Source organism: Duganella sp. HH101, from assembly GCF_001758795.1.
In the GTDB taxonomy this organism is placed as follows: domain Bacteria; phylum Pseudomonadota; class Gammaproteobacteria; order Burkholderiales; family Burkholderiaceae_D; genus Rugamonas; species Rugamonas rivuli.
On sequence record NZ_LRON01000005.1, the window covers coordinates 98,775 to 117,683 of the forward strand.

17 protein-coding genes are annotated in these 18,909 nt (G+C 66.1%); 10 read left to right on the plus strand and 7 right to left on the minus strand.

Annotation, left to right across the window (positions count from 1 at the left end):
- Positions 1–13: 13 nt before the first annotated feature.
- Positions 14–1,966 carry a CHASE domain-containing protein gene (locus tag DUGA2_RS10055; RefSeq protein WP_070269171.1) on the plus strand — a complete coding sequence of 651 codons (1,953 nt, stop codon included), beginning with the start codon at positions 14–16 and terminating at the stop codon, positions 1,964–1,966.
- Here the strand turns inward: DUGA2_RS10055 and DUGA2_RS10060 are convergent.
- Positions 1,957–2,772: a TIM barrel protein gene (locus tag DUGA2_RS10060; protein ID WP_070269172.1), complete on the minus strand. Its 816-nt coding sequence runs from the start codon at positions 2,770–2,772 to the stop codon at positions 1,957–1,959. The genes DUGA2_RS10055 and DUGA2_RS10060 overlap by 10 nt on opposite strands.
- Positions 2,772–3,611, minus strand: coding sequence for a phytanoyl-CoA dioxygenase family protein (locus DUGA2_RS10065; RefSeq protein ID WP_070269173.1), 840 nt, complete (start codon positions 3,609–3,611; stop codon positions 2,772–2,774). Before DUGA2_RS10065 ends, DUGA2_RS10060 begins: the two co-directional genes overlap by 1 nt.
- Before the next feature lie 109 nt (positions 3,612–3,720).
- Here DUGA2_RS10065 and DUGA2_RS10070 point away from each other — a divergent pair, with 109 nt between their 5' ends.
- Positions 3,721–4,665 (plus strand): LysR family transcriptional regulator, encoded by a 945-nt coding sequence (locus DUGA2_RS10070; protein ID WP_070269174.1) that lies wholly within the window; start codon positions 3,721–3,723, stop codon positions 4,663–4,665.
- On the opposite strand, the gene DUGA2_RS10075 is transcribed toward DUGA2_RS10070, so the two are convergent.
- Positions 4,662–5,741 (minus strand): hypothetical protein, encoded by a 1,080-nt coding sequence (locus tag DUGA2_RS10075; RefSeq protein WP_070269175.1) that lies wholly within the window; start codon positions 5,739–5,741, stop codon positions 4,662–4,664. The two genes, DUGA2_RS10070 and DUGA2_RS10075, sit on opposite strands and share 4 nt — an antisense overlap.
- Before the next feature lie 163 nt (positions 5,742–5,904).
- Here DUGA2_RS10075 and DUGA2_RS10080 point away from each other — a divergent pair, with 163 nt between their 5' ends.
- The 3 genes from DUGA2_RS10080 (at position 5,905) to DUGA2_RS10090 (ending at position 7,293) form a co-directional block, all read left to right on the plus strand.
- Positions 5,905–6,351, plus strand: coding sequence for a hypothetical protein (locus DUGA2_RS10080; protein ID WP_070269176.1), 447 nt, complete (start codon positions 5,905–5,907; stop codon positions 6,349–6,351).
- A gap of 43 nt (positions 6,352–6,394) precedes the next feature.
- Positions 6,395–6,865, plus strand: a complete 471-nt coding sequence (locus DUGA2_RS10085) for a cache domain-containing protein (RefSeq protein WP_070269177.1) — start codon at positions 6,395–6,397, stop codon at positions 6,863–6,865.
- Between the two features lie 74 nt (positions 6,866–6,939).
- Complete coding sequence (locus tag DUGA2_RS10090) at positions 6,940–7,293, plus strand: apolipophorin (RefSeq protein ID WP_070269178.1); 354 nt, start codon at positions 6,940–6,942, stop codon at positions 7,291–7,293.
- A gap of 41 nt (positions 7,294–7,334) precedes the next feature.
- On the opposite strand, the gene DUGA2_RS10095 is transcribed toward DUGA2_RS10090, so the two are convergent.
- From DUGA2_RS10095 to DUGA2_RS10110, 4 genes are all read right to left on the minus strand, one after another.
- Positions 7,335–9,194: a diguanylate cyclase gene (locus DUGA2_RS10095; RefSeq protein WP_229214664.1), complete on the minus strand. Its 1,860-nt coding sequence runs from the start codon at positions 9,192–9,194 to the stop codon at positions 7,335–7,337.
- Positions 9,195–9,680: 486 nt separating this feature from the next.
- Positions 9,681–11,501, minus strand: a complete 1,821-nt coding sequence (locus DUGA2_RS10100; protein ID WP_070269180.1) for an ABC transporter ATP-binding protein — start codon at positions 11,499–11,501, stop codon at positions 9,681–9,683.
- On the minus strand, positions 11,491–13,245 hold the full coding sequence (locus tag DUGA2_RS10105; RefSeq protein WP_070269181.1) for an ABC transporter transmembrane domain-containing protein: 1,755 nt from the start codon (positions 13,243–13,245) through the stop codon (positions 11,491–11,493). The genes DUGA2_RS10100 and DUGA2_RS10105 overlap by 11 nt, the downstream gene beginning before the upstream one ends.
- Before the next feature lie 101 nt (positions 13,246–13,346).
- On the minus strand, positions 13,347–14,105 hold the full coding sequence (locus DUGA2_RS10110; RefSeq protein ID WP_070269182.1) for a phasin family protein: 759 nt from the start codon (positions 14,103–14,105) through the stop codon (positions 13,347–13,349).
- Between the two features lie 259 nt (positions 14,106–14,364).
- Between DUGA2_RS10110 and DUGA2_RS10115 the strand changes: the two genes are divergently transcribed.
- From DUGA2_RS10115 to DUGA2_RS10135, 5 genes are all read left to right on the plus strand, one after another.
- The gene (locus DUGA2_RS10115; protein ID WP_008451660.1) at positions 14,365–14,613 is read left to right on the plus strand and encodes a DUF2164 domain-containing protein; all 249 of its coding nucleotides are present in this window, start codon (positions 14,365–14,367) and stop codon (positions 14,611–14,613) included.
- Between the two features lie 25 nt (positions 14,614–14,638).
- A complete protein-coding gene (locus DUGA2_RS10120) occupies positions 14,639–15,913 on the plus strand; it encodes an amidohydrolase family protein (RefSeq protein WP_070269368.1) in 1,275 nt (424 codons plus the stop codon).
- Positions 15,914–15,995: 82 nt separating this feature from the next.
- Positions 15,996–16,517: a GNAT family N-acetyltransferase gene (locus DUGA2_RS10125; protein WP_070269183.1), complete on the plus strand. Its 522-nt coding sequence runs from the start codon at positions 15,996–15,998 to the stop codon at positions 16,515–16,517.
- Complete coding sequence (locus tag DUGA2_RS10130; RefSeq protein ID WP_070269184.1) at positions 16,514–17,029, plus strand: GNAT family N-acetyltransferase; 516 nt, start codon at positions 16,514–16,516, stop codon at positions 17,027–17,029. Before DUGA2_RS10125 ends, DUGA2_RS10130 begins: the two co-directional genes overlap by 4 nt.
- 216 nt (positions 17,030–17,245) lie before the next feature.
- On the plus strand, positions 17,246–18,883 hold the full coding sequence (locus DUGA2_RS10135) for a methyl-accepting chemotaxis protein (protein WP_070269185.1): 1,638 nt from the start codon (positions 17,246–17,248) through the stop codon (positions 18,881–18,883).
- Positions 18,884–18,909 lie beyond the last annotated feature (26 nt).

An 18,909-nucleotide genomic window follows, 5' to 3' on the forward strand; every position in this document is an offset into this window, starting at 1 on the left:
GGGGCGCCGACCTATGACACGATCGCGCGGTTATCTGGCTTTCATCATAGGCATTTGTCTCACGGCCGCGACCTGCTACGCGGTGATCGCGACGCAGCGGCAGCAGGCGCAGGCCAACTTCCAGCGCGACGTGGAGAGGGTGGTGCGCGACACCGAGGTGCGGCTGCAAACCTATTTCGACATGCTGCTCGGGATAAAAGGCATGTACGCGCTGGAGGACCGCATCGACCGCCAGCGCTTCCACCGCTTCGTGACGGAGCTTAAGCTGGACCGCCGCTATCCCGGCTTCCAGGCGATCCAGTTTGTGCGCATGGTGCCGGAGACCGAGCTGGCGCCGTTCACCGCCGCCGTCAAGGGCGACACCTCCATCGATGCGCGCGGCTATCCCGACTTTCTCGTGCACCCGGCCAGCCGCCGCGACCTGCACTACATCATCGAATACACCGAACCGCTGAAGGGCAACGAGAACGCCTTCGGCCTGGACCTGGCCGCGTTGCCGCCGCATCTGCGGGCGCTGGAGCTGGGCCGCGACAGCGGCGAGATCGTCGCCACCGAGCGCATCACGCTGGTGCAGGATTCCAGCGGCGAACCTGGCTTCGTGGCGCGGGCGCCGGTCTACCGCAGCGGTCCGCCGCTGCAGACGGTCGAGCAGCGGCGCGCGGCGCTGATCGGCTTCGTCGCCATCGTCTTCCGCGTTAACACGCTGATGCGCGAGGTGATCGACGCCTCGCTGCTGCAGCATCTGCATGTGCGCATCGACGACGGCGGCTACCCCGGCGTCAAGGACGTGCTGCCGTCCAATGTCGACACGCTGCTCTACGACAGCGCCGGCAAGGTGGGCGCTCATCAGGCGCGCGGCGCGCCGCTGGAAGAAATGGCGCAGCAAAAGGATTTGATGGTGGGCCAGCGCCGCTGGCTGATGCGCTTCGAGGGCTATGGCGGCGCGCGCTACAGCCGCTCGCAGCTGCCGGTGCTGCTGATCGGCGTGGCCGGCTTCATCATCAGCGCGCTGATCGCGGCGCTGATGGTGTCCACCCGGCGCGTGATCGACGCCAAGCACGGCCTGGAATACAGCCTGGCCGAGCTGGAACGGCAGAAGAGCAATGTGGAGCAGGCGCGCAGCGATCTGTCGGTGGTGGCGGAAACGCTGAAGCAGGCCCAGACCAATCTGCAGACGTCGGAGAAGATGGCGTCGCTGGGGGCGCTGGTGGCCGGCGTGGCGCATGAACTGAATACGCCGATCGGCAACAGCCTGCTGACCGCCAGCGCCCTGAGCGACATGGTGCGCGATTTCGAACGGCGCCTGGCCACCGACGGCGGCCTGAAACGCTCGGTGCTGGAGACCCACCTGGCCGACGCGCGCAAGGCCTGCGACATCATGAACAGCTCCCTGACGCGGGCCGCCGACTTGATCACCTCATTCAAGCAGGTGGCGGTGGACCAGGCCAGCGGCCAGCGGCGCCGCTTCCAGCTCGACGAGGTGGTGCACGATACGCTGGCGACCTATGCGGCTCAGCTGCGGCGGGCCGGCTGCGAAGTGAAGGTCGATGTGCCGGCGGGCCTGGAGTTCGATTCCTATCCGGGCAGCTTGAGCCAGGTGCTGAGCAATTTGATCGGCAACGCGCTGCTGCACGGCTTTGAAGGCCGCGACAGCGGCATTATCGCCATCGAGGCGCGGCGCGAAGGCCCGGACCTGGTGAAGCTGCGGTTTTGCGACGACGGCTCCGGCATGACGGCCGGCACGCTGCACAAGATCTTCGATCCCTTCTTCACCACCAAGCTGGGACAGGGCGGTTCGGGGCTGGGGATGAATATCGTTTATAACATTGTCACCGGCGTGCTGCGCGGGACCATACGGGTCGAGTCCGAACCCGGCGCCGGCACCACCGTCACGCTGGTGCTGCCGACGCGGGCGCCGGAAGGGGCGGTGCAGGAGCCCGTGCAGCCGCCCGCGCTTCAGCCGTAGCGCTGGCGCAGCAGTTCCAGCATCGCCAGGTTAAGCTCCCAGGCGTTCGATACTTCCTTCTGCGTGTAGGGCAGCGTTTGCGTGTACGGTACGGGGCCGAATTCCGGCGTCAGCGTCATGCGCTGGGCGCCGGCGGCGCGGCGCAGACGTATCACTTCATCCCACCACGACAGGTGCGCGGCCAATGCCGCCTGCGACTCCGGCGCGCGGAAGTCCGCCACTTGCGGGCCTTGCTGGTGGCCGACGCGGGCGTGGATGTGGCGCACGTGCGGCAGCGTGGCGGCCAGCGTGTGCGGCTGGTCTTCCAGCAGCGATTCGCAGGCGCAGCACCAGTGCGACAGGTCGGCCGTCAGTTCCAGCCCGGGCATCTGCTCCAGGTAGGGCAGCAGCAGCATCGGGTGGCCGCTGAAACGGCTGCGGTGGATTTCGTGCACGATCGGCACGCCGTGCTGGCGCGAGATGGCGGCCGCCAGTTCAAGCAGTTCGCGGTTCTGCGCCGGCGTGAAGTAGTCCTTGCCGGTGTGCGAGTTGACGTGCAGCGGCTTGGCGGCGCAGGCGTTGTGCAACAGTTCGGCCAGCGCCGCGCGGTGCGGTTCGAAGGTCGGATGGAACACCGTCTCCCATTGGGCGGCGATCAGTCCCAGGCCGGCGGCGGCGATGCGGCCGGTCCAGTCCTCGCGGGCGGCGGCGTCCAGCGGCAGCGACATTTCGATGCCGTCGAAGCCGGCCTGCTTGACGCGGTCGATGAAGACCTGCGGCGCCAGTTCGTTGTTGCCCCAGTGGGCGGCGAAGATCTGGATCTGCATTACAGGAAGCCTCGCACAGGGAAGGCGGCGTCGCGCTGTATCCAGTTCTGCGGCGAGTACTCGGTGGCGCCGTCGGTCACGTGCAGCGTGTAGGCGTGGCGCGAGACGGCCGAGCGGTTCGGCGCGCTGTAGTGCGGCAGCAGGCCGTGGAAGCATACCAGGCTGCCGGCCTTGCATTCGAGCGGCACGGCGGTGCTGTCGTCCGGCCATGGCAGGTCGCTGAGTTTTTCCATGCGCACGTCGTCGCCGTTGCGCAGGAAGCGTTCGCGCATCGGGCCGCGATGGCCGCCCGGTTCGGCCCACATGCAGCCGTTTTGCAGCGTGGCGTCTTCCAGCGCGAACCAGAAGGTGGTGACGCTGACCGGGTTGGTGTCGAAGTAGGTGGCGTCCTGGTGCCAGCGCACTTCGCCGCCGATGCCGGGCTGCTTGAAGATGTACATCGACTGCCAGACCTGGGCGTCGGCCAGGCCCAGGTCGCGCGCCACGGCGGCCAGCCGCACGTCGGTGGAGAAGGCGCGGAACACCGGATCGAGATCGTGCATGGCGTGGCCGATCTTGTTGATCGACAGGGACTTGTCCTGTTTCAGCTGGCCGTCCGGGCCGAAGGCCTCCTCCTCGAAGAAGCAGCGCACGGTGTTGTCGGAGCCGAGGAAGTAATCGTCGGTGGTCTTTTCCTGCTCGATGGTGCTGAAGATGCCGGTTCTTGCGTTGGGATCGAATTCGTTGACAATCTCCGCGGCCCGCGCGCGCAGCGTGGCGATCTCCTGCGGTGTCTTGAAGTTGGGCAGGACGATGTAGCCGTCGCGTTGATATTGTTGTTTTTGTGCGTCTGTCAGCATGGCGGGCTCCGATGGGGCAGGAAGGGGATAGCGCATTGTAGGGCGCGCACTGTAGCCAGACAATCTGCAAAAGGTTGACACATTGTCGCCAAAATGGAGACAATGTGTCATGGATCAATTACGGGCGATGGAGATTTTTGTCGAGGTGGCGAAGCTGCGCAGCTTCAGCGAGGCGGGCCGCCGCCTGGGGCTGACGCGCGCCATGGTCAGCAAGCATATCCTGCAGCTGGAGGAAAAGCTGCAAGCGCGCCTGCTGCACCGCTCGACCCGCGAAGTGAGTTTGACCGACGCCGGCCAGGCCTATCTGGCGCCGTGCATGGCGACGGTGGCGCAGTCGCAGGAGGCGGCGCGGGCGCTCAGCCAGGCCACCCAGGCCGGCGCCGAATTGGCGGGGCCCTTGCGGATACAGGCGCCGTCGAGTTTCGGCAGCGAGTGGCTGGCCGACGCGGTGGCCCGATTCAGCCTGCCGCACCCGCAGCTCGCGCCCATGCTGTACGTGGACGATGCGCTGCTCGATCCGATCGAGCATGGTTTCGATTTGACGATACGGGTGGGCGGCATACCGGACGTGCATGCGCTGGCGATGCGGCCGCTGGCGCCGTGCCGCGGCGTGCTGTGCGCGTCGCCGGCCTATCTGGCGCGTTATGGCGTGCCGCAGGCGCCGCAGGATCTGCGCGAGCACCGCTGCCTGCATTTCAGCCACCTGACCGATGGCACGCAGTGGCATTTCGCGCGTGGCGAGGAGCGGCAAACGGTGCGGGTGCAGGCGGCGTTCACGGCCAATAACGGCGTGGTGCTGCAGCAGGCGGCGCAGCGCGGATTGGGCATCGTCTACAACACCACCTTCCTGGCCTGGCGCGCGCTGCTGGAGGGCACGCTGGTGCCGGTGCTGGCCGATTGGGAGCTGCCGCTCAACCATCTGAGCGCGCTGTATCCGGCCAGCCGGCAGCCGTCGGCCAAGGTGCGGGCGCTGATCGACTTCCTGGTGGCCGAGTACCAGCCGGTGCCGCCGTGGGACCGCGAGCTGGCCGCCGCCGGGTTGCTGGCTTTTTAAACCGTCGCCACCTGCCAAGCCCCGTCGCGGTAGACCAGTTCGTCGTCGAGGTAGACCGCTTCGGTGACGGCGAACACGTCGACGTGGTAGCGCGCTTCCTTGCGCTTGAACTGCGGCTTGGCGTACACGCCGTGCTTGGCGCCCAGCGACAAGTGGATGCCGCACATGCGCTCGAAGGTGCCGATGTCGTTGACCATGCAGTCGCGCGAAAACGCGCGGTTCATGCCGAAGCCCAGTTCGCGCAGCCATACTTCGCCTTCGTGCGCGCGGATGATGGCCAGCATGTTGTCGAATTCCGGCGTGGCGTTCTCGGCGCCCACCACGCGGCCTTTTTCCACGATCAGCGTGACCGGCGTGGCCGGCTTGTTGACCATGAAGGCGGTGTCGCCGAAGACGAAGATCCGTACCCGGCCATTGACCGCTTCCAGGTCGCGCGCTTCGGTGAACACTTCGCCCAGCGGGAACTGGCCGCCGATGTTGTTCATGCCGCTGTAGTCGCCGATATTGAGCTTGGCCGATTCGAACGGCGAGCCGAACACCAGCCGTTCGCCATTGCCGCTGTCGACCACGCCGTGCTGCGCACTGTCGATGCGGGCCTTGAGCGCGTGGCCGACGCCGCGGTAGTAGGCCGGGTCGTAGGCCAGCGAGGCGATGTAGTGCAGCCCCTGTTCGCCCGGCATGCGCGACAGGTGCACATGCTCGATCACCTTCAGGCCGCGCTTGAACAGTTCGATGCGGATGCGGAAGGCTTCGAGGCGGAAGCTGGTCGACTGGATCAGCACCACCAGGTCGCCGGCGTTCATGCGGGCGAAGGCGGCCAGCACCTGTTCCGGCGTGGTGCTGTCGAAGTCGACGAACTCGGCGTCCGGGACCACGCGGCGGTAGGCCTCGGTCAGGGCGCGGTTGAGGTCGCTGCGGGTGTCGTACACGATCAGCGCGCCCTGCGGCGCGGCGTGTTCGATGGCCACGGCCAGCGTGTCGCGCACGTTGCGTTCCGCCGTGTCGACCGCGTGTTCGGGGATGGCGCCGAAGCGGGAGGCGGTGGTTGCAGCGGCGGGGAGGGTGGACGACGTCATGGCGCAGCGGTATAAATGGATCAGCCCGCATTATACGGGGAGAACCACCGCCATTACCGGGCGCGCCACGGTGGCGCGGTTTCTCCTTGTATTGGGCAGGGACGCGATATAGAATCACAAATATAGCCTAGCAGCAACTCCGGCGATAACAACAGGAAGCGTGATGAGCGTAATAATGGGACAGGATTTGCCGCTGGAGCGCCCGGACACCACCGGCCGCGCGGCGTTGTTCGTGCCGACCGCGAACATCAAGGACGACGTGCTGGAGACGGTGCGCAAGGGGGCGGCCATTGTCGGCTTCGGCAATCACGACCGCACCCTGACCATCTACTACGAAAGCAACCGTTTCAACGAAGCCAATCTGACCAAGTGGGAGCAGAAGGCGCGCAAGGCCTTCGAGCGCCTGGCGGAGAACCTGCCGACGGTGTCCAAGATGGTGAGCCGGCCCGAGAATTTCGAGCAGGTGGGCTACATCAGCAGCAAGGGCATCCTGATACGCCGCATGGAAAAGCTGATGAAATGGCTGGAGACTTCCGACGCCATGGACAGTGCGCCGGAATCGGAGACCATTGTTTTCGCGCCGCCCCCGCCGCCCAAGAAAATCACCTGATACGCCGCAGTATCGGCGACTATAACAACGGAGACGCACAACGATGAAACATCTGTTCCAGTTCCTTTTAGCCGCCGCACTGACCCTGAGCCTGACCGGCGCCGCCACGGCGCAGGACGCGCCCCTCAAGCGCGGCACCGCCGACGAGGCGGTGGCGATGGTCAAGCGCGCCGGCGAGTACCTGCAGAAGAACGGCAAGGACAAGGCGGTGGCCGCCTTCAACGATCCCAAGGGCGAGTTCATCCAGGGCGACCTCTACGTATTCATGTTCGACAAGGCCGGCGTGGCGCTGGCGCACGGCCAGAACGCCAAGATGGTCAACAAGAACCTGATGGAGCTGAGCGCCGGCGGCGTCTATCCGATCAAGGAATTCCTCAAGATCGGCGCCAGCCCGGCCGGCAAGGGCTGGGTCAAATACATGTGGCCCAACTCGATCAGCAAAAACCTCGAAGAGAAAAACACCTACGTCGAAAAAGTCGGCGACTACGTGATCGGCGTGGGCATCTACAAATAAGCTTCAGCCGTGCGCTGCGCGGCGAACGTCCGTTGTATGCTGTCGGAAATGTTTAATTCCCTAAGGAGACGGTGATGACGGCGATGACAACGGTGCGCGGCGCGGCTGCGGCTTTGATGGTGCTGGCGCTGCTGGGCGGCTGCCAGAAGAAGGACGACAGCGTCGCCGGCCCGGCGGAGACGGCGGGCCGCAAGCTCGATCAGGCCACCGACAAGGCCGGCCGCGAGCTGACCGAGGCCGCGAAACAGGCCAACCAGCAGATCACCGACGCCGCCAAGGAAACCAGCCAGCAAATCAACAAGGCCACCGATGCGGCGGGCGACAAACTCAACCATGCGACCGAGGAAGCCGGCAAGAAGCTGGAGCAGGCCGGCACGAAGATGCAGGAAAAAGCCCGCGAACGCGAAGCGTCCAGCCCCGCCAAATAAAGCTGCGTGCCAGCCGCAGTGGCCAGCCGCAGTGGCCGGCCTCAGTGGCCGGCCTTGTGGGCCGCGTGCTTGAGCGGCACCACGTTGCTGTGCTCTGACGGCGACGGCGGCGGCGTCTCCGGATCGCCGCCCAGCACCACGCTCAAATCCACATAGCCGGCGCGCCACGCGCTCTCCAGATCCTGCTCGATGGCCTCCATCGAGGTCTGCTCGAAGTTCTCGAAGCCGCGCACGCCGTAGGCGCGGTTGCGGCCGTGCGCCTTGGCCAGGTACAGCGCCATGTCGACCAGGTTGACCGCGCGCTCCCACGGCAGCGGCACGTCGGCGGGCACCAGCGGGAACGGCGCGAAGCCCACCGACACATTCACCGAAATCTCATGCTCCTGGTAGCGGATGGCCTGCGACGAAATGCCGACCAGGATGCGGCGCGCGATCTCGTCGACGCCGTGGCGCGGGATCGCCGGCAGGAAGGCCAGGAATTCCTCGCCGCCCCAGCGCACGATCATGTCGGTCTCGCGCAGCACCACGCGCAGGTTCTCGGCGATCATCTTCAGCACGGCGTCGCCGGCGGCGTGGCCGTAGCCGTCGTTGATATGCTTGAAGTGGTCGACATCGAGCAGGAACAGGGCGCCGACGATGTCGTCGCCGTGCACCGTGCGCTTTTCCGGCCGCGTCGGGTCGGGCGGCGTCATGCCGCGCATGAAGTCCTGGAAGTGGCGGCGGTTGTACAGCGAGGTCAATGGATCGAGCGTGGACTGCGCCTTCAGCTCCAGGTTCTTCACCTCCAGCTGGGCGTTGGCGTGCCGCACCTTGCGGTACAACAGCCCGACCACCATCGACGCCAGCGCGAACACCAGGGCCAGCAGCCACCACACGCGCTGCTGCAGGCGGCGGTTGTCGATCTCGGTGCCCTTGACCTGGTTCTCGCGGCTGAGCAGCTGGATCTGGCGCTGCTTCTTCTCGGCCTCGTATTTTTCCTGCAGCTCCAGCACCGATTGCTGGCGCCGTTTTTCAAACAGCTCGTTCGAGATCGCCCGCTCGCGGTGGTAGGCCGACACCGCGCCGGCCAGGTCGCCCACGCGTTCCAGCGCTTCGCCGTACTCGCGCAGGGCCGCCTGCAGATCGGGCTTGTTGTTCTCCTGCTCGTAGCGCGCCATGCCGGCTTCGTACTGCTTCTTGCCCTCGGCGATGCGGCCCATGCCCAGGTAGGCCTGGCCCAGGTTGACGCGCGCGGTCGCCTCCACCGATTTGTCGTTGGTGCGCTGGGTCGAACGCAGCGACTCGTTCGCGTACTGGGCCGCGCGCGGATAGTCGTGCTCCTTCAGGTAGCTGTCCGACAGGTTCACCAGCGTCATGCCTATCATGCGCTCGGCGCCCATCTTGCGCTCCAGGTCCAGGCCTTGCAGCAGCGCGCGCAGGGCGCGCTTGGGCTGGCCGGAATCGATGGCCAGGCCGTACTCGGTGTTCTTGGCGATCGCCATGCGGCCCGGCGAGTGCAGCTTCTCGGTCTCGGCCAGCAACTCGTCGAGCGCGGTGGAGGCCTTGTCGTATTCCTTCAGCTGCGTGTACAGGTTCACCAGCGCGTTGAGGGCGCCGAACAGCATCACCGGATCGTCCGTCACCTGGCGGGCGGTGTCGACGCCGTTCTGCAGCTTGACCAGCGCGGCGGGGAAGTTGCCCATTTCCGCGTAGGCCTGGCCGACCGTCACTTCGATCTGCGAACGCAGCGCCAGGTTGGTGCTGGTGGCCGCCAGCTTCTCGGCGTCGAAGGCCATCTGGTGCGAAGCGTCGACGTCGGCGCGGTCGAACAGCACATAGCTCTTGGCCATCAGGCCCTTGGCGGCGATGGAATCGTCGTGCAGCGATTTGCCGTAGGCGATCAGGCGGTCGGCGGCGGCCATGGCGGCGTCGTTCTTCCCGGCGCGCATGTTCGCCACGCTCAGCTGGTTGAGCAGTTCGGCCTGGGTGGCGGGCGGCGCGCCGGCCGCTTCGGATTGCAGTTTGAGCAGCGTCGTCAGCGCCTGGTCCGGCACGAAGCGGCTTTGTTCGCGCGCCTCGATGATGCGGGCGTACAGCGAAGAGGGATCGGCCTGCGCGCCGGCCAGCAGCGGCGACAGCGCGAGTGCCAAGGCGACCGCGACGGCGCGCGGTCTTGCGCGGACCAGCCCCCAGCCATTTCTGAAACCTGCCAACTGACGCTCCCGGTTGTCGATTGCACGTGCAAAGTGTCTAGACAATTATATTCTTGTTGCAGTCGAGAAAGCCCGTGGAAACGTGATTTTTGACGTTAAACCGCACATATTCTGTGGCGCGGATGTCAACAATCTGGTCGATATTGCCAGTCAGATAGCAATGTTTTTAGCAATGTTGTCTGATCGTGAATACGGCTAGGCCGCCAACTGCTGCAACAGGTAGAGCCGCTGGTACAGGCCGCCGTCTATCTGCATCAGCTGCTCGTGCGCGCCGGTCTCGGCGATGCGGCCGTGATTGAGCACGATAATGCGGTCGGCGTCGCGGATGGTCGACAGGCGGTGGGCGATGGCGATCACCGTCACTTTGCCGCGCAGCTCGTCGAGCGCGGTCTGCACGATCTGCTCGGTCTGCGAATCGATGTGCGAGGTCGCTTCGTCCAGCAGCAGGATGCGCGGCGTGCCGGCCAGCGCGCGGGCGATGGCCACCAGTTGCTTCTGGCCCACCGACAGGCGCGAGCCGCCTTCGCCCAGCGCGGTGTCGTAGCCCTGGTCCAGCGCGGCGATGAAGTCGTGCGCGTGGGCGGCGCGCGCCGCCGCTTCGATCTGCGCCTGGCTCAGGCCGCGGCCCATGTCGATGTTCTCGCGGGCCGAGGCGGCCAGCAGGAAGGGGTCTTGCGGCACCAGGCCCACGTCGGCGCGGAAGCGATCGTTGGGGATGGCGTCCAGCGTCACGCCGTGGATGGCGATGCTGCCGTGGCGCGCCGGGTAAAAGCGCAGCAGCAGCGACAGCAGCGTCGACTTGCCGCTGCCGGTGTGGCCGACGATGCCGATGAAGGCGCCCTGCGGGATCTCCAGCGACAGGTCGTGCAGCACCGGCTGGCCTGCGTTGTAGGCGAAGTCGAGGTGGCGGATGGCGACCGCCGCAGCGTTGCTGTCGCTGTAGCCGCTGGCGTCGTTGGCGGCGGCGCGCTCGGCGGCCAGGCCGGCGGCGTGTTCCGGCGCGGCGTGTTCGGTGGCGGTGGCCTCGTCGAGCAGCGTGGCCACGCGCGCGGTGGCCACCACCGATTGCTGCAACTGGCTGAACTGCATGGTGATCTGGATCAGCGGCTCGATCACGCGCGCCAGGTAGCTGATGAAGGCGTACAGCACGCCCACCTCGGCGGCGGTCATCTCGCGCTGGCCGAACAGGTAGATCACGGCCGCCAGCAGGATGATGTTGAACATGTCCAGCGCCGGCCGCAGCAGCCAGGCGTTGGCGCGCAGTTCGGACAGGCGAGCCGTGTAGTGGTCCTGGTTGGTGGCGGCGAAGCGCTGGCCGAAGCGGGCTTCGGCGTTGTTCGCCTGCAGCACGCTCATGCCGCCTATCGATTCGGCCATCTGGCCGTTGATGTCGCTGCGCAGCGCGCGGGCGCGGGTCACGGCCGGCGCGCTCCAGCGCTGGTACAGCCAGACGATCAGCAGCACCGCCGGCAGCAGCGCCAGCACGATCAGCATCAGATGCCAGTCCAGCCAGGCCATCGCGGCCACGGTGCCGATCAGGACGATGGTGGAATCGAGCATCACGAACAGCACCTGGATGTACAGGGTCTTGACGGCCTCGGTGTCGTTGGTCACGCGCGAGACCAGCTGGCCGGTGATGGCGCGGTCGAAGAAGGCCATCGGCAGCAGCAGCACGTGGGTGTAGACCATTTCGCGCAGCCGCATCACCGAGCGCATCGCCAGGCCGGACAGGCGCACCAGTTGCAGGTAGCGCAGGCCGCTGGCGATCCAGCCGGTCAGCACCACGCCGGCCAGCAGGCCGGCCATGCGCGGCCAGTCGAGGTGGTGCGGCAGCAGGTGCTCGTCGATCAGCGCCTTGCCCATGATGGGGCCCATCACTTCCAGCAGCGCGGCCAGCACCAGCCACATGACGGCCCAGCCCAGGTGGTGCTGGTCGGGCAGGGCGGCGCGGCGCAGCAGCGAGAACGCCTGCCAGGTCTGGCGGCGCGCGGAAATCTGTTCAGGCTTAGTCGGCATCGAGACTGGCTTCCAATTGTTGATAGCGCCACTGGCTGGCGTACCAGCCGTCCTGTTCCAGCAGTTGTTCGTGGCTGCCGGTTTCGCTGATGCGGCCGTCGCGCAGGACCACGATCAGGTCGGCGTCGACCACGGCGCTCAGGCGGTGGCTGGCGATGACGGCGCTGCGGCCGTGGCGGGCCTGGCGCAGTTCTTCCAGGTGCTGCAGGATGCGCGTTTCGGTGCCGGTGTCGACGGCGGACAGGGCGTCGTCCAGCAGCAGCAAGTCGTTATCGGCCAGCAGCGCGCGGGCGATGGCCACGCGCTGGCGCTGGCCGCCGGACAGGGTGATGCCTTTCTCGCCGACTTCGGTTTCATAGCCCTGCTGGAATTGCAGGATGTCGTCGTGGATGGCGGCCAGCGTGGCCGCGTGTTCGACCTGGGCGCGGGTGGCGCCGGGACGTGCCAGCGCGATGTTGTCGGCGATCGAGGCGGAGAACAAAAACGATTCCTGCGGCACCCAGCTGATGGCGGCGCGCAGCGCCTTCAGGCGGTAGTCGGCCAGCGCGTGGCCGCTCCAGCGCACGCTGCCCGATTGCGGCGTCAGCTGGCGCAGCAGCACGCGCAGCAGCGTCGACTTGCCGCAGCCGGTGGGGCCGACCAGGCCGAGGGTCTGGCCCGGCTTGAGTTCCAGCGTGATGTCGCTCAGTGCGGGCGCGCCCTGGCCGGGGTAGGCGTAGCTGACCTTGTGCAGCGCCAGCGCGCCCGGCGCCACGGCGTCCAGCGTGCCGTGGTCGTCGATCGCCAGCGGCGCGTCCAGCATCGGTTGCAGGCGCTGCCAGGCGGCCTTGCCGCGTTCGATCAGCGACAGCACCCAGCCGGCCGCGAACATCGGCCAGATCAGCTGGCCGAGATACATGGTGAAGCTGGTCAGCGCGCCGATGGTCAGCTGGTGCTGCCAGACCAGATAGCCGCCCAGGCCCAGCGTCAGGCCGCCGGCGGCGGTCAGCGTCAGGCCGACTGCCGGTTCGTAGGCCGCCTCCCACACTTGCGCGCGCAGGCTGGCGTTGGAGGCGTGCTGCGCCAGTTCGCCGAACTGCGCGGCGCTGCGCTGTTCCAGTCCCAGCGCGCGCAGCGTGCGCACGCCGGACAGGGTTTCCTGCACATGGTCGTTGAGGGCGCTGAAGCGCTTGAGCGAATCGGTGGAGGCGGTGTGGATATGGCCGGAGATGTACCAGAACGCCCACGCCATCAGCGGGAACGGCAGCAGCGCGATGCAGGCCAGGCGCCAGTCGACGCCGAGCAGCATCACGCCGAGCACCATCACCAGCGTCAGCGCGCCGTCGAAGCCGGCCAGCATGGCTTCGCCGGCGGCCATTTCGATGGCGTCGATATCGTTGGTGGCCAGCGCCATCAGGTCGCCGGTGCGCTGGCGCTGGTAGAACGCCGGGCCTTGCAGGGTGAGGCGGGTGTACAGGCGGGTGCGCAGCGAGACGCCGAGCCGGTAGGCGGCGCCGTACAGGATCTGGCGCCAGGCGACGCGCAGGAAATAGATGCCGGCGCCGATCAGCAGCAGTGCGCCGATTTCCCGCAGCAGGGCGTCGCCGCCGAGGGTGTGGCCGGCCAGGCCGTCGATCATGGCGCCGACCTTGCGCGGCACCCAGATGGAGAGGATGGCCACGCCGGCCAGCATGGCGCCGGACACGGCGTAGGCACGGCTGTGCTGGCGCACGAAGCCGCCGATCAATCCGGAAAGTTTAGACATGTTGCCTCGGAATAGCGCTTAGCCCGCTAGGATACAGCATGCCGAGGAAGTCCGTAGTCCGTGTCCTTCCAATTCCTACATGGAAATAAAACGCTGCTGTCTTACTTCTTGGCTTTGTTGCTGCTCAGCATGTCGAGCTGTTTGCCAGTGGGCTTGGCCTTGGCCGACGGTACGGATTTCAGTTCGGGCTTGCTGTCGGCGGCTGCGGCGACCGGCTTCGCCGGCGGCGCCGGGAAGGCAGGCTTGGCGGCGGCTTTGGTTTCCACCGGGGCCGGCGCTTCGTCCACCGGTGCGGCTTTCGGCTTGGCGACAACCTTGGCGGCCTTGGCTTCCTCGGCCACCACCGGCGCGGCGACCGCTTCGTTGGCAGGTGCTTGTGCCGCCGTGATCACGACCGGCGGCTCCACCACCACCGGCACAGGGGTGGCGGCAACTGGCGGCTTGGCGACCGGGGCGGCAACTGGCGCTGGCGGCAAGGCCTTGACGGCCGTCTTCACCGCCGTCACCGGCGCGGTGGCCAGGTCGGATACTTGCTTGATGGTGTGCTGGGCCGACTGGATCAGCTCGCTCTGGACGTCGGAAGCGATGCTGTACAACTCACGGCCGTAAGCCAGCAGGTTGTCGAAGCTGGCCGGCTCGGCCGTGCTCAGGCTGAAGAATTCGCGCGGGTCTTTCGCTTCGAGCAGCTTTTTCGCGGCGGCCGACGATTTTTCCACCGAAGCCTTGGTGGTGCTGATGTTCAGCGCGATGACCTTTTCCGCGCTGTCGACGGCGGTGCTGGCAAACGTGTTGAAGATCTTGAATTGGGCTTCCAACTGGGACTTCGTAGCTGCGGAAAACTGTTCGGTGATCGAAGACATGGTTTCTCCTGGGACGATTAGAATGTCGGCAAAGCTGTGCACGCTGCGCGCAATATGATGCATTGCAATAAGCCCATTCTAGCGGCGAAAGTTGGGCTTGGAAAGTTATTTTTTCTGCCATGTCGCAAAGCTCGCAACAAGGAAAAATGCCGCATGGACATTATCTGCGTCGTTCTTGATGCGACGCAATACACGGCGGTGAAAAAGTCTGAATTAGTGCGCCGCAACAAGATGCGCAATCAATTGAAAAAGGGAATACATGGCCATCAAACTGAACAAGGAAGTCGAGCAACGCCTGCTGGGATCGATCCAGCGTTACTGCGCGGCGAACATGGACGAGGAGGTCGGCGAGCTCAAGGCGAAGCTGCTGCTCGATTTTTGTTTGCGCGAAATCGGCCCGTCTGTCTACAATCAGGCCATCCTCGACGCCCAGGCGGCGATGCAGGACAAGATCGCGGAGATCGAAACGGTCTGCTACGAGTCTGAGTTTTCATACTGGAAGAAATAAGCCGGGAGCGCGGATGGATGCGGTGATCGAGACGGTAATACGGAACGCCAACCTGGCCGACGGACGACGGGGCGTCGATGTCGCCATCGACCAAGGCCGCATCGCCGCCATCGGCGCGGCGCTGCCGCTCAGGGGCGCGCAGGAAATCGACGCCGGCGGCGACCTGCTGAGCGCGCCGTTTGTCGACGCCCATTTCCACATGGACGCCACGCTGAGCTACGGCCTGCCGCGCGTCAACGCCTCCGGCACGCTGCTGGAAGGCATCGCGCTGTGGGGCGAACTGAAGCCCGACCTGACCCAGCAGGCGCTGGTCGAGCGCGCCTTGCAGTATTGCGACTGGGCCGCCGCGCGCGGCCTGCAGGCGATCCGTTCCCACGTCGATATCTGCGACGACCGTCTGCTGGCGGTCGAGGCGCTGCTGGAAGTCAAGCGCCTGGTCGCGCCCTACCTGGATCTGCAACTGGTGGCGTTTCCGCAGGACGGCCTGCTGCGCAGCCCGACCGCGCTGGCCAACCTCAAGCGCGCCATCGCCATGGGCGTGGACGTGGTCGGCGGCATTCCGCACTTCGAGCGCACCATGGCCGACGGCGCCGAATCGGTACGCATCCTGTGCGAATTCGCCGCCGAACAAGGCTTGATGGTGGACATGCATTGCGACGAGTCGGACGATCCGCTGTCGCGCCATATCGAAACGCTGGCCAGCCACAGCCACCGCCTCGGCCTGCACGGAAGGGTGGCCGGCTCGCACCTGACCTCCATGCATTCGATGGACAACTACTACGTCAGCAAGCTGCTGCCGCTGATACGCGAGGCCGGCGTGGCGGCGATCGCCAACCCGCTGATCAACATCACCCTGCAGGGCCGCCATGACAGCTATCCGAAGCGGCGCGGCATGACGCGGGTGCCGGAGCTGATGGCGGCCGGCGTCGAGGTCGCCTTCGGCCACGATTGCGTGATGGACCCGTGGTACAGCCTGGGCTCGGGCGACATGCTGGAAGTGGCGCACATGGGCCTGCACGTGGCGCAGATGACCGGGCAGGACGCCATGCGCGCCTGCTACCAGGCGGTGACGGCGGCGCCGGCCCGCATCCTCGGCCTGCGGGACTACGGCGTGGCGGTCGGCTGCCATGCCGACCTGGTGCTGCTGGACGCGGCCGATCCGGTGGAGGCGATCCGCTTGCGCGCGGCGCGGCGCCTGGTGATGCGGCGCGGCCGGGTGATCGCCGAGTCGCCGCCCGCGCAAGCCCGGCTGAGTTTGCCGGGGCGGCCGCCGTCGGTGGATTTCCGGCTGGGCCGCTGAGCCCACGCGGCGCCAGCGCAAGCTGGACTTGCCATCGGAAATCCATGACAATTGAACATTGTTTAATCCGCCTGGAGCTGCCTTGAAAGAAATCGCCATCCGCCCCGCCACGGAAGCCGACTTCGGCGCCATGTGGGAAATCTTCCAAGAGTTGATCGCCAGCGGCGACACCTATTACTTCGCCGCCGACACCAGCCGCGAAGATTGTCATGCCTACTGGTTCGGCCCCGGCGTGCAATCGTATGTGGCCATCCTCAACAGCGAGCGGCTGGTCGGCATGTACCGGCTGATCGCCAACCAGCGCGACCGCGGCGCCCACGTGGCCAACGCCTCCTTCATGGTCAGCCCGGCCGCGCAGGGCATAGGCGTGGGCAAGTTGCTCGGCGGCGACTGCCTGGACCGCGCCCGCTCGCAAGGCTATCTGGCGATGCAGTTCAACTACGTGGTCAGCTCCAACGTGCCGGCCGTGCTGTTGTGGAAGAAGCTCGGCTTCTCCATCGTCGGCACGCTGCCGCGCGCCTACTATCACGCCCACCTCGGCTACGTCGACGTCTACGTCATGTACCAGTTGCTGGACGATCCTTCGCATTGGCCCGACGCATGAAAATACTCGACACCGAACGCCTGACGCTGCGCACCATTACCGCCGACGATGCCGGCTTTTATTACGACCTGGTCAACGACCCCACCTGGCTGGAGTTCATCGGCGACAAAGGCATCCGCAGCATCGAGGGCGCGCGCGACGCCATCCTCGAAGGGCCGTGCGCGATGCAGGAGCGGCTGGGGCATTCGCTGTACGTGATGGAGCGCAAGAGCGACGGCGTGGCGCTGGGCTTGTGCGGGCTGATCAAGCGGGACGGACTGGACCATGTCGACATCGGCTACGCGATCCGGCCGGCCTGGTTCGGCATGGGCTACACCTACGAGGCCGCCGCCGCCGTGGTGGCGTATGCGCGCGATACGCTGCGCATGCGCTGCCTGCTGGGGCTGACCGACCCGGGCAACATCAACTCGATCCGCCTGCTGGAAAAACTCGGACTGGCGTTTGTCGAACTGCGCAATCTGCCGCCGCATGATCGTCCTACCAATATTTACCGCATCGATTTCCCGAACTGATCCCATCGACCTGTTGCAACGGTGGGAATTCGATAGAATTTTGCCGGCCTGCGCTTGGATTTTTCCATGCCTGAGCGCATGATGGACACAAAGAATTAGAAGTTGCCTGTTCCCTAAAAAACGGAACCAATTCAACAATATAAGCCTAGTCATGGCGGTGGGAGACACCGCTGCGGTCATCTTGTACGCATTGAATTTTTACCGAAAGGGAAACCTATGAAACTCGCCAATCTCAAGATAGGGGTGCGGCTGGGCTTGCTGGGCGCGTTCTTCTTTGTGGCCCTGGCCATTGTCGCCACCGGCGGCTGGCGCGCGCTCGACGGCAGCAATGCGCGCAGCGCCGACGCCATGCAGCGCATGCAGGCCATGATGCAGGCCGTCGATGTGGCGCGCGGCGCCCAGGTCGAATTCAAGATCCAGGTGCAGGAGTGGAAGAACACTCTGCTGCGCGGCAACGACCCCGCCAATTTCGACAAGTACAGCAAGGCTTTCGTCAAAGGCGGCGAGACCACGCGCGCCGAGCTGCAAAAGTTGAAGGCGCTGCTGGCCAGGCTGGACCTCAAGACGCCGCTGGTCGACGAAGCCGTCGCCACCCAGGGCGAGCTGGTGACGCGCTACATGGCGGCGCTGCAGAAATACGATAGCGCCAACCAGGACAGCGCCCACGTGGTCGATGCGCTGGTCAAGGGCATGGACCGCGAACCGACCAAGAAAATCGACGACATCGTCACCTTCATCGACAAGGAATCGCATCGCCTGATGCTTGAGATGGAAGAGGAGAGCAAGGCGGCGCATGGACGCGCAATGATGGTCATGGGCGCCACGCTGCTGGTGACGCTGGTGGTCGGCGTCGCCACCGTGCTGTGGCTGATCAAGAGCATCACCGTGCCGCTGAACGAGGCGGTCGAGATGGCCGAGACGGTGGCCGCCGGCGACCTGAGCAGCGAGGTGCGCATCAGCAGCACCGACGAGATCGGCGCGCTGCTGGGGGCGCTCAAGCGCATGCAGGGCAACCTGAGCAATATCGTCGGCAAGGTCCGCATGGGGACCGACGCCATCTACGGCGCGGCCAAGGATATCGCCGCCGGCAACCTCGACCTGTCCAGCCGCACCGAGGAGCAGGCCAGTTCGCTGGAAGAGACGGCCGCCGCGATGGTCGAGCTGACCACCACCGTGCAGCAGAACAACGCCAACGCGGCCGAGGCCTGCAAGCTGGCCGACACCGCCTCCGCCGTGGCGGCCAAGGGCGGCGACGCGGTCGAGCAGATGGTGCGCACGATGGGCTCGATCAATGAATCGTCGCGCAAGATTGTCGACATCATCGGCGTGATCGACGGCATCGCCTTCCAGACCAACATCCTGGCGCTGAACGCGGCGGTGGAAGCGGCCCGGGCCGGCGAGCAGGGACGCGGCTTCGCCGTGGTCGCCAGCGAGGTGCGCAACCTGGCGCAGCGCTCGGCGGCGGCGGCCAAGGAAATCAAGGAACTGATCGGCGATTCGGTCGGCCGGGTGGAGGCGGGCAGCAAGCTGGTCGGCCAGGCCGGCGAGACCATGGGCGAGGTGGTGGCCAGCGTGCAGCGCGTCACCGCCATCATCGGCGAAATCTCGACCGCCAGCGTCGAACAGCGCGACGGCATCGAGCAGATCAGCATCGCCATCAGCCAGATGGACGGCGTCACCCAGCAGAATGCCGCGCTGGTCGAGGAGGCCGCCGCCGCGGCCGACGCGATGGAACAGCAGGCCGCCAGCCTGGCGGAAGCGGTCAGCGTGTTCAAATTGCAGGAGCAGCGCCAGCCCGCGCATGCGGCGGCGCCGGTCCAGCGGCGCCTGCTGCAGATGGCGGGCCCGGCCTGACGCGGCCGGCTCCGCCGGCGCAGCCG

Excerpts from the sequence above, each read along its gene's own strand:
- DUGA2_RS10100 (WP_070269180.1), bottom strand. The coding sequence starts at position 11,501 with ATGCCGACTAAGCCTGAACAGATTTCCGCGCGCCGCCAGACCTGGCAG.
- DUGA2_RS10130 (WP_070269184.1), top strand. The coding sequence starts at position 16,514 with ATGAAAATACTCGACACCGAACGCCTGACGCTGCGCACCATTACCGCC.
- DUGA2_RS10105 (WP_070269181.1), bottom strand. The coding sequence starts at position 13,245 with ATGTCTAAACTTTCCGGATTGATCGGCGGCTTCGTGCGCCAGCACAGC.
- DUGA2_RS10115 (WP_008451660.1), top strand. The coding sequence starts at position 14,365 with ATGGCCATCAAACTGAACAAGGAAGTCGAGCAACGCCTGCTGGGATCG.
- DUGA2_RS10080 (WP_070269176.1), top strand. The coding sequence starts at position 5,905 with ATGAGCGTAATAATGGGACAGGATTTGCCGCTGGAGCGCCCGGACACC.
- DUGA2_RS10135 (WP_070269185.1), top strand. The coding sequence starts at position 17,246 with ATGAAACTCGCCAATCTCAAGATAGGGGTGCGGCTGGGCTTGCTGGGC.
- DUGA2_RS10065 (WP_070269173.1), bottom strand. The coding sequence starts at position 3,611 with ATGCTGACAGACGCACAAAAACAACAATATCAACGCGACGGCTACATC.
- DUGA2_RS10075 (WP_070269175.1), bottom strand. The coding sequence starts at position 5,741 with ATGACGTCGTCCACCCTCCCCGCCGCTGCAACCACCGCCTCCCGCTTC.
- DUGA2_RS10060 (WP_070269172.1), bottom strand. The coding sequence starts at position 2,772 with ATGCAGATCCAGATCTTCGCCGCCCACTGGGGCAACAACGAACTGGCG.
- DUGA2_RS10085 (WP_070269177.1), top strand. The coding sequence starts at position 6,395 with ATGAAACATCTGTTCCAGTTCCTTTTAGCCGCCGCACTGACCCTGAGC.
- DUGA2_RS10090 (WP_070269178.1), top strand. The coding sequence starts at position 6,940 with ATGACGGCGATGACAACGGTGCGCGGCGCGGCTGCGGCTTTGATGGTG.
- DUGA2_RS10055 (WP_070269171.1), top strand. The coding sequence starts at position 14 with ATGACACGATCGCGCGGTTATCTGGCTTTCATCATAGGCATTTGTCTC.
- DUGA2_RS10095 (WP_229214664.1), bottom strand. The coding sequence starts at position 9,194 with ATGGCCGCCGCCGACCGCCTGATCGCCTACGGCAAATCGCTGCACGAC.
- DUGA2_RS10110 (WP_070269182.1), bottom strand. The coding sequence starts at position 14,105 with ATGTCTTCGATCACCGAACAGTTTTCCGCAGCTACGAAGTCCCAGTTG.
- DUGA2_RS10070 (WP_070269174.1), top strand. The coding sequence starts at position 3,721 with ATGGATCAATTACGGGCGATGGAGATTTTTGTCGAGGTGGCGAAGCTG.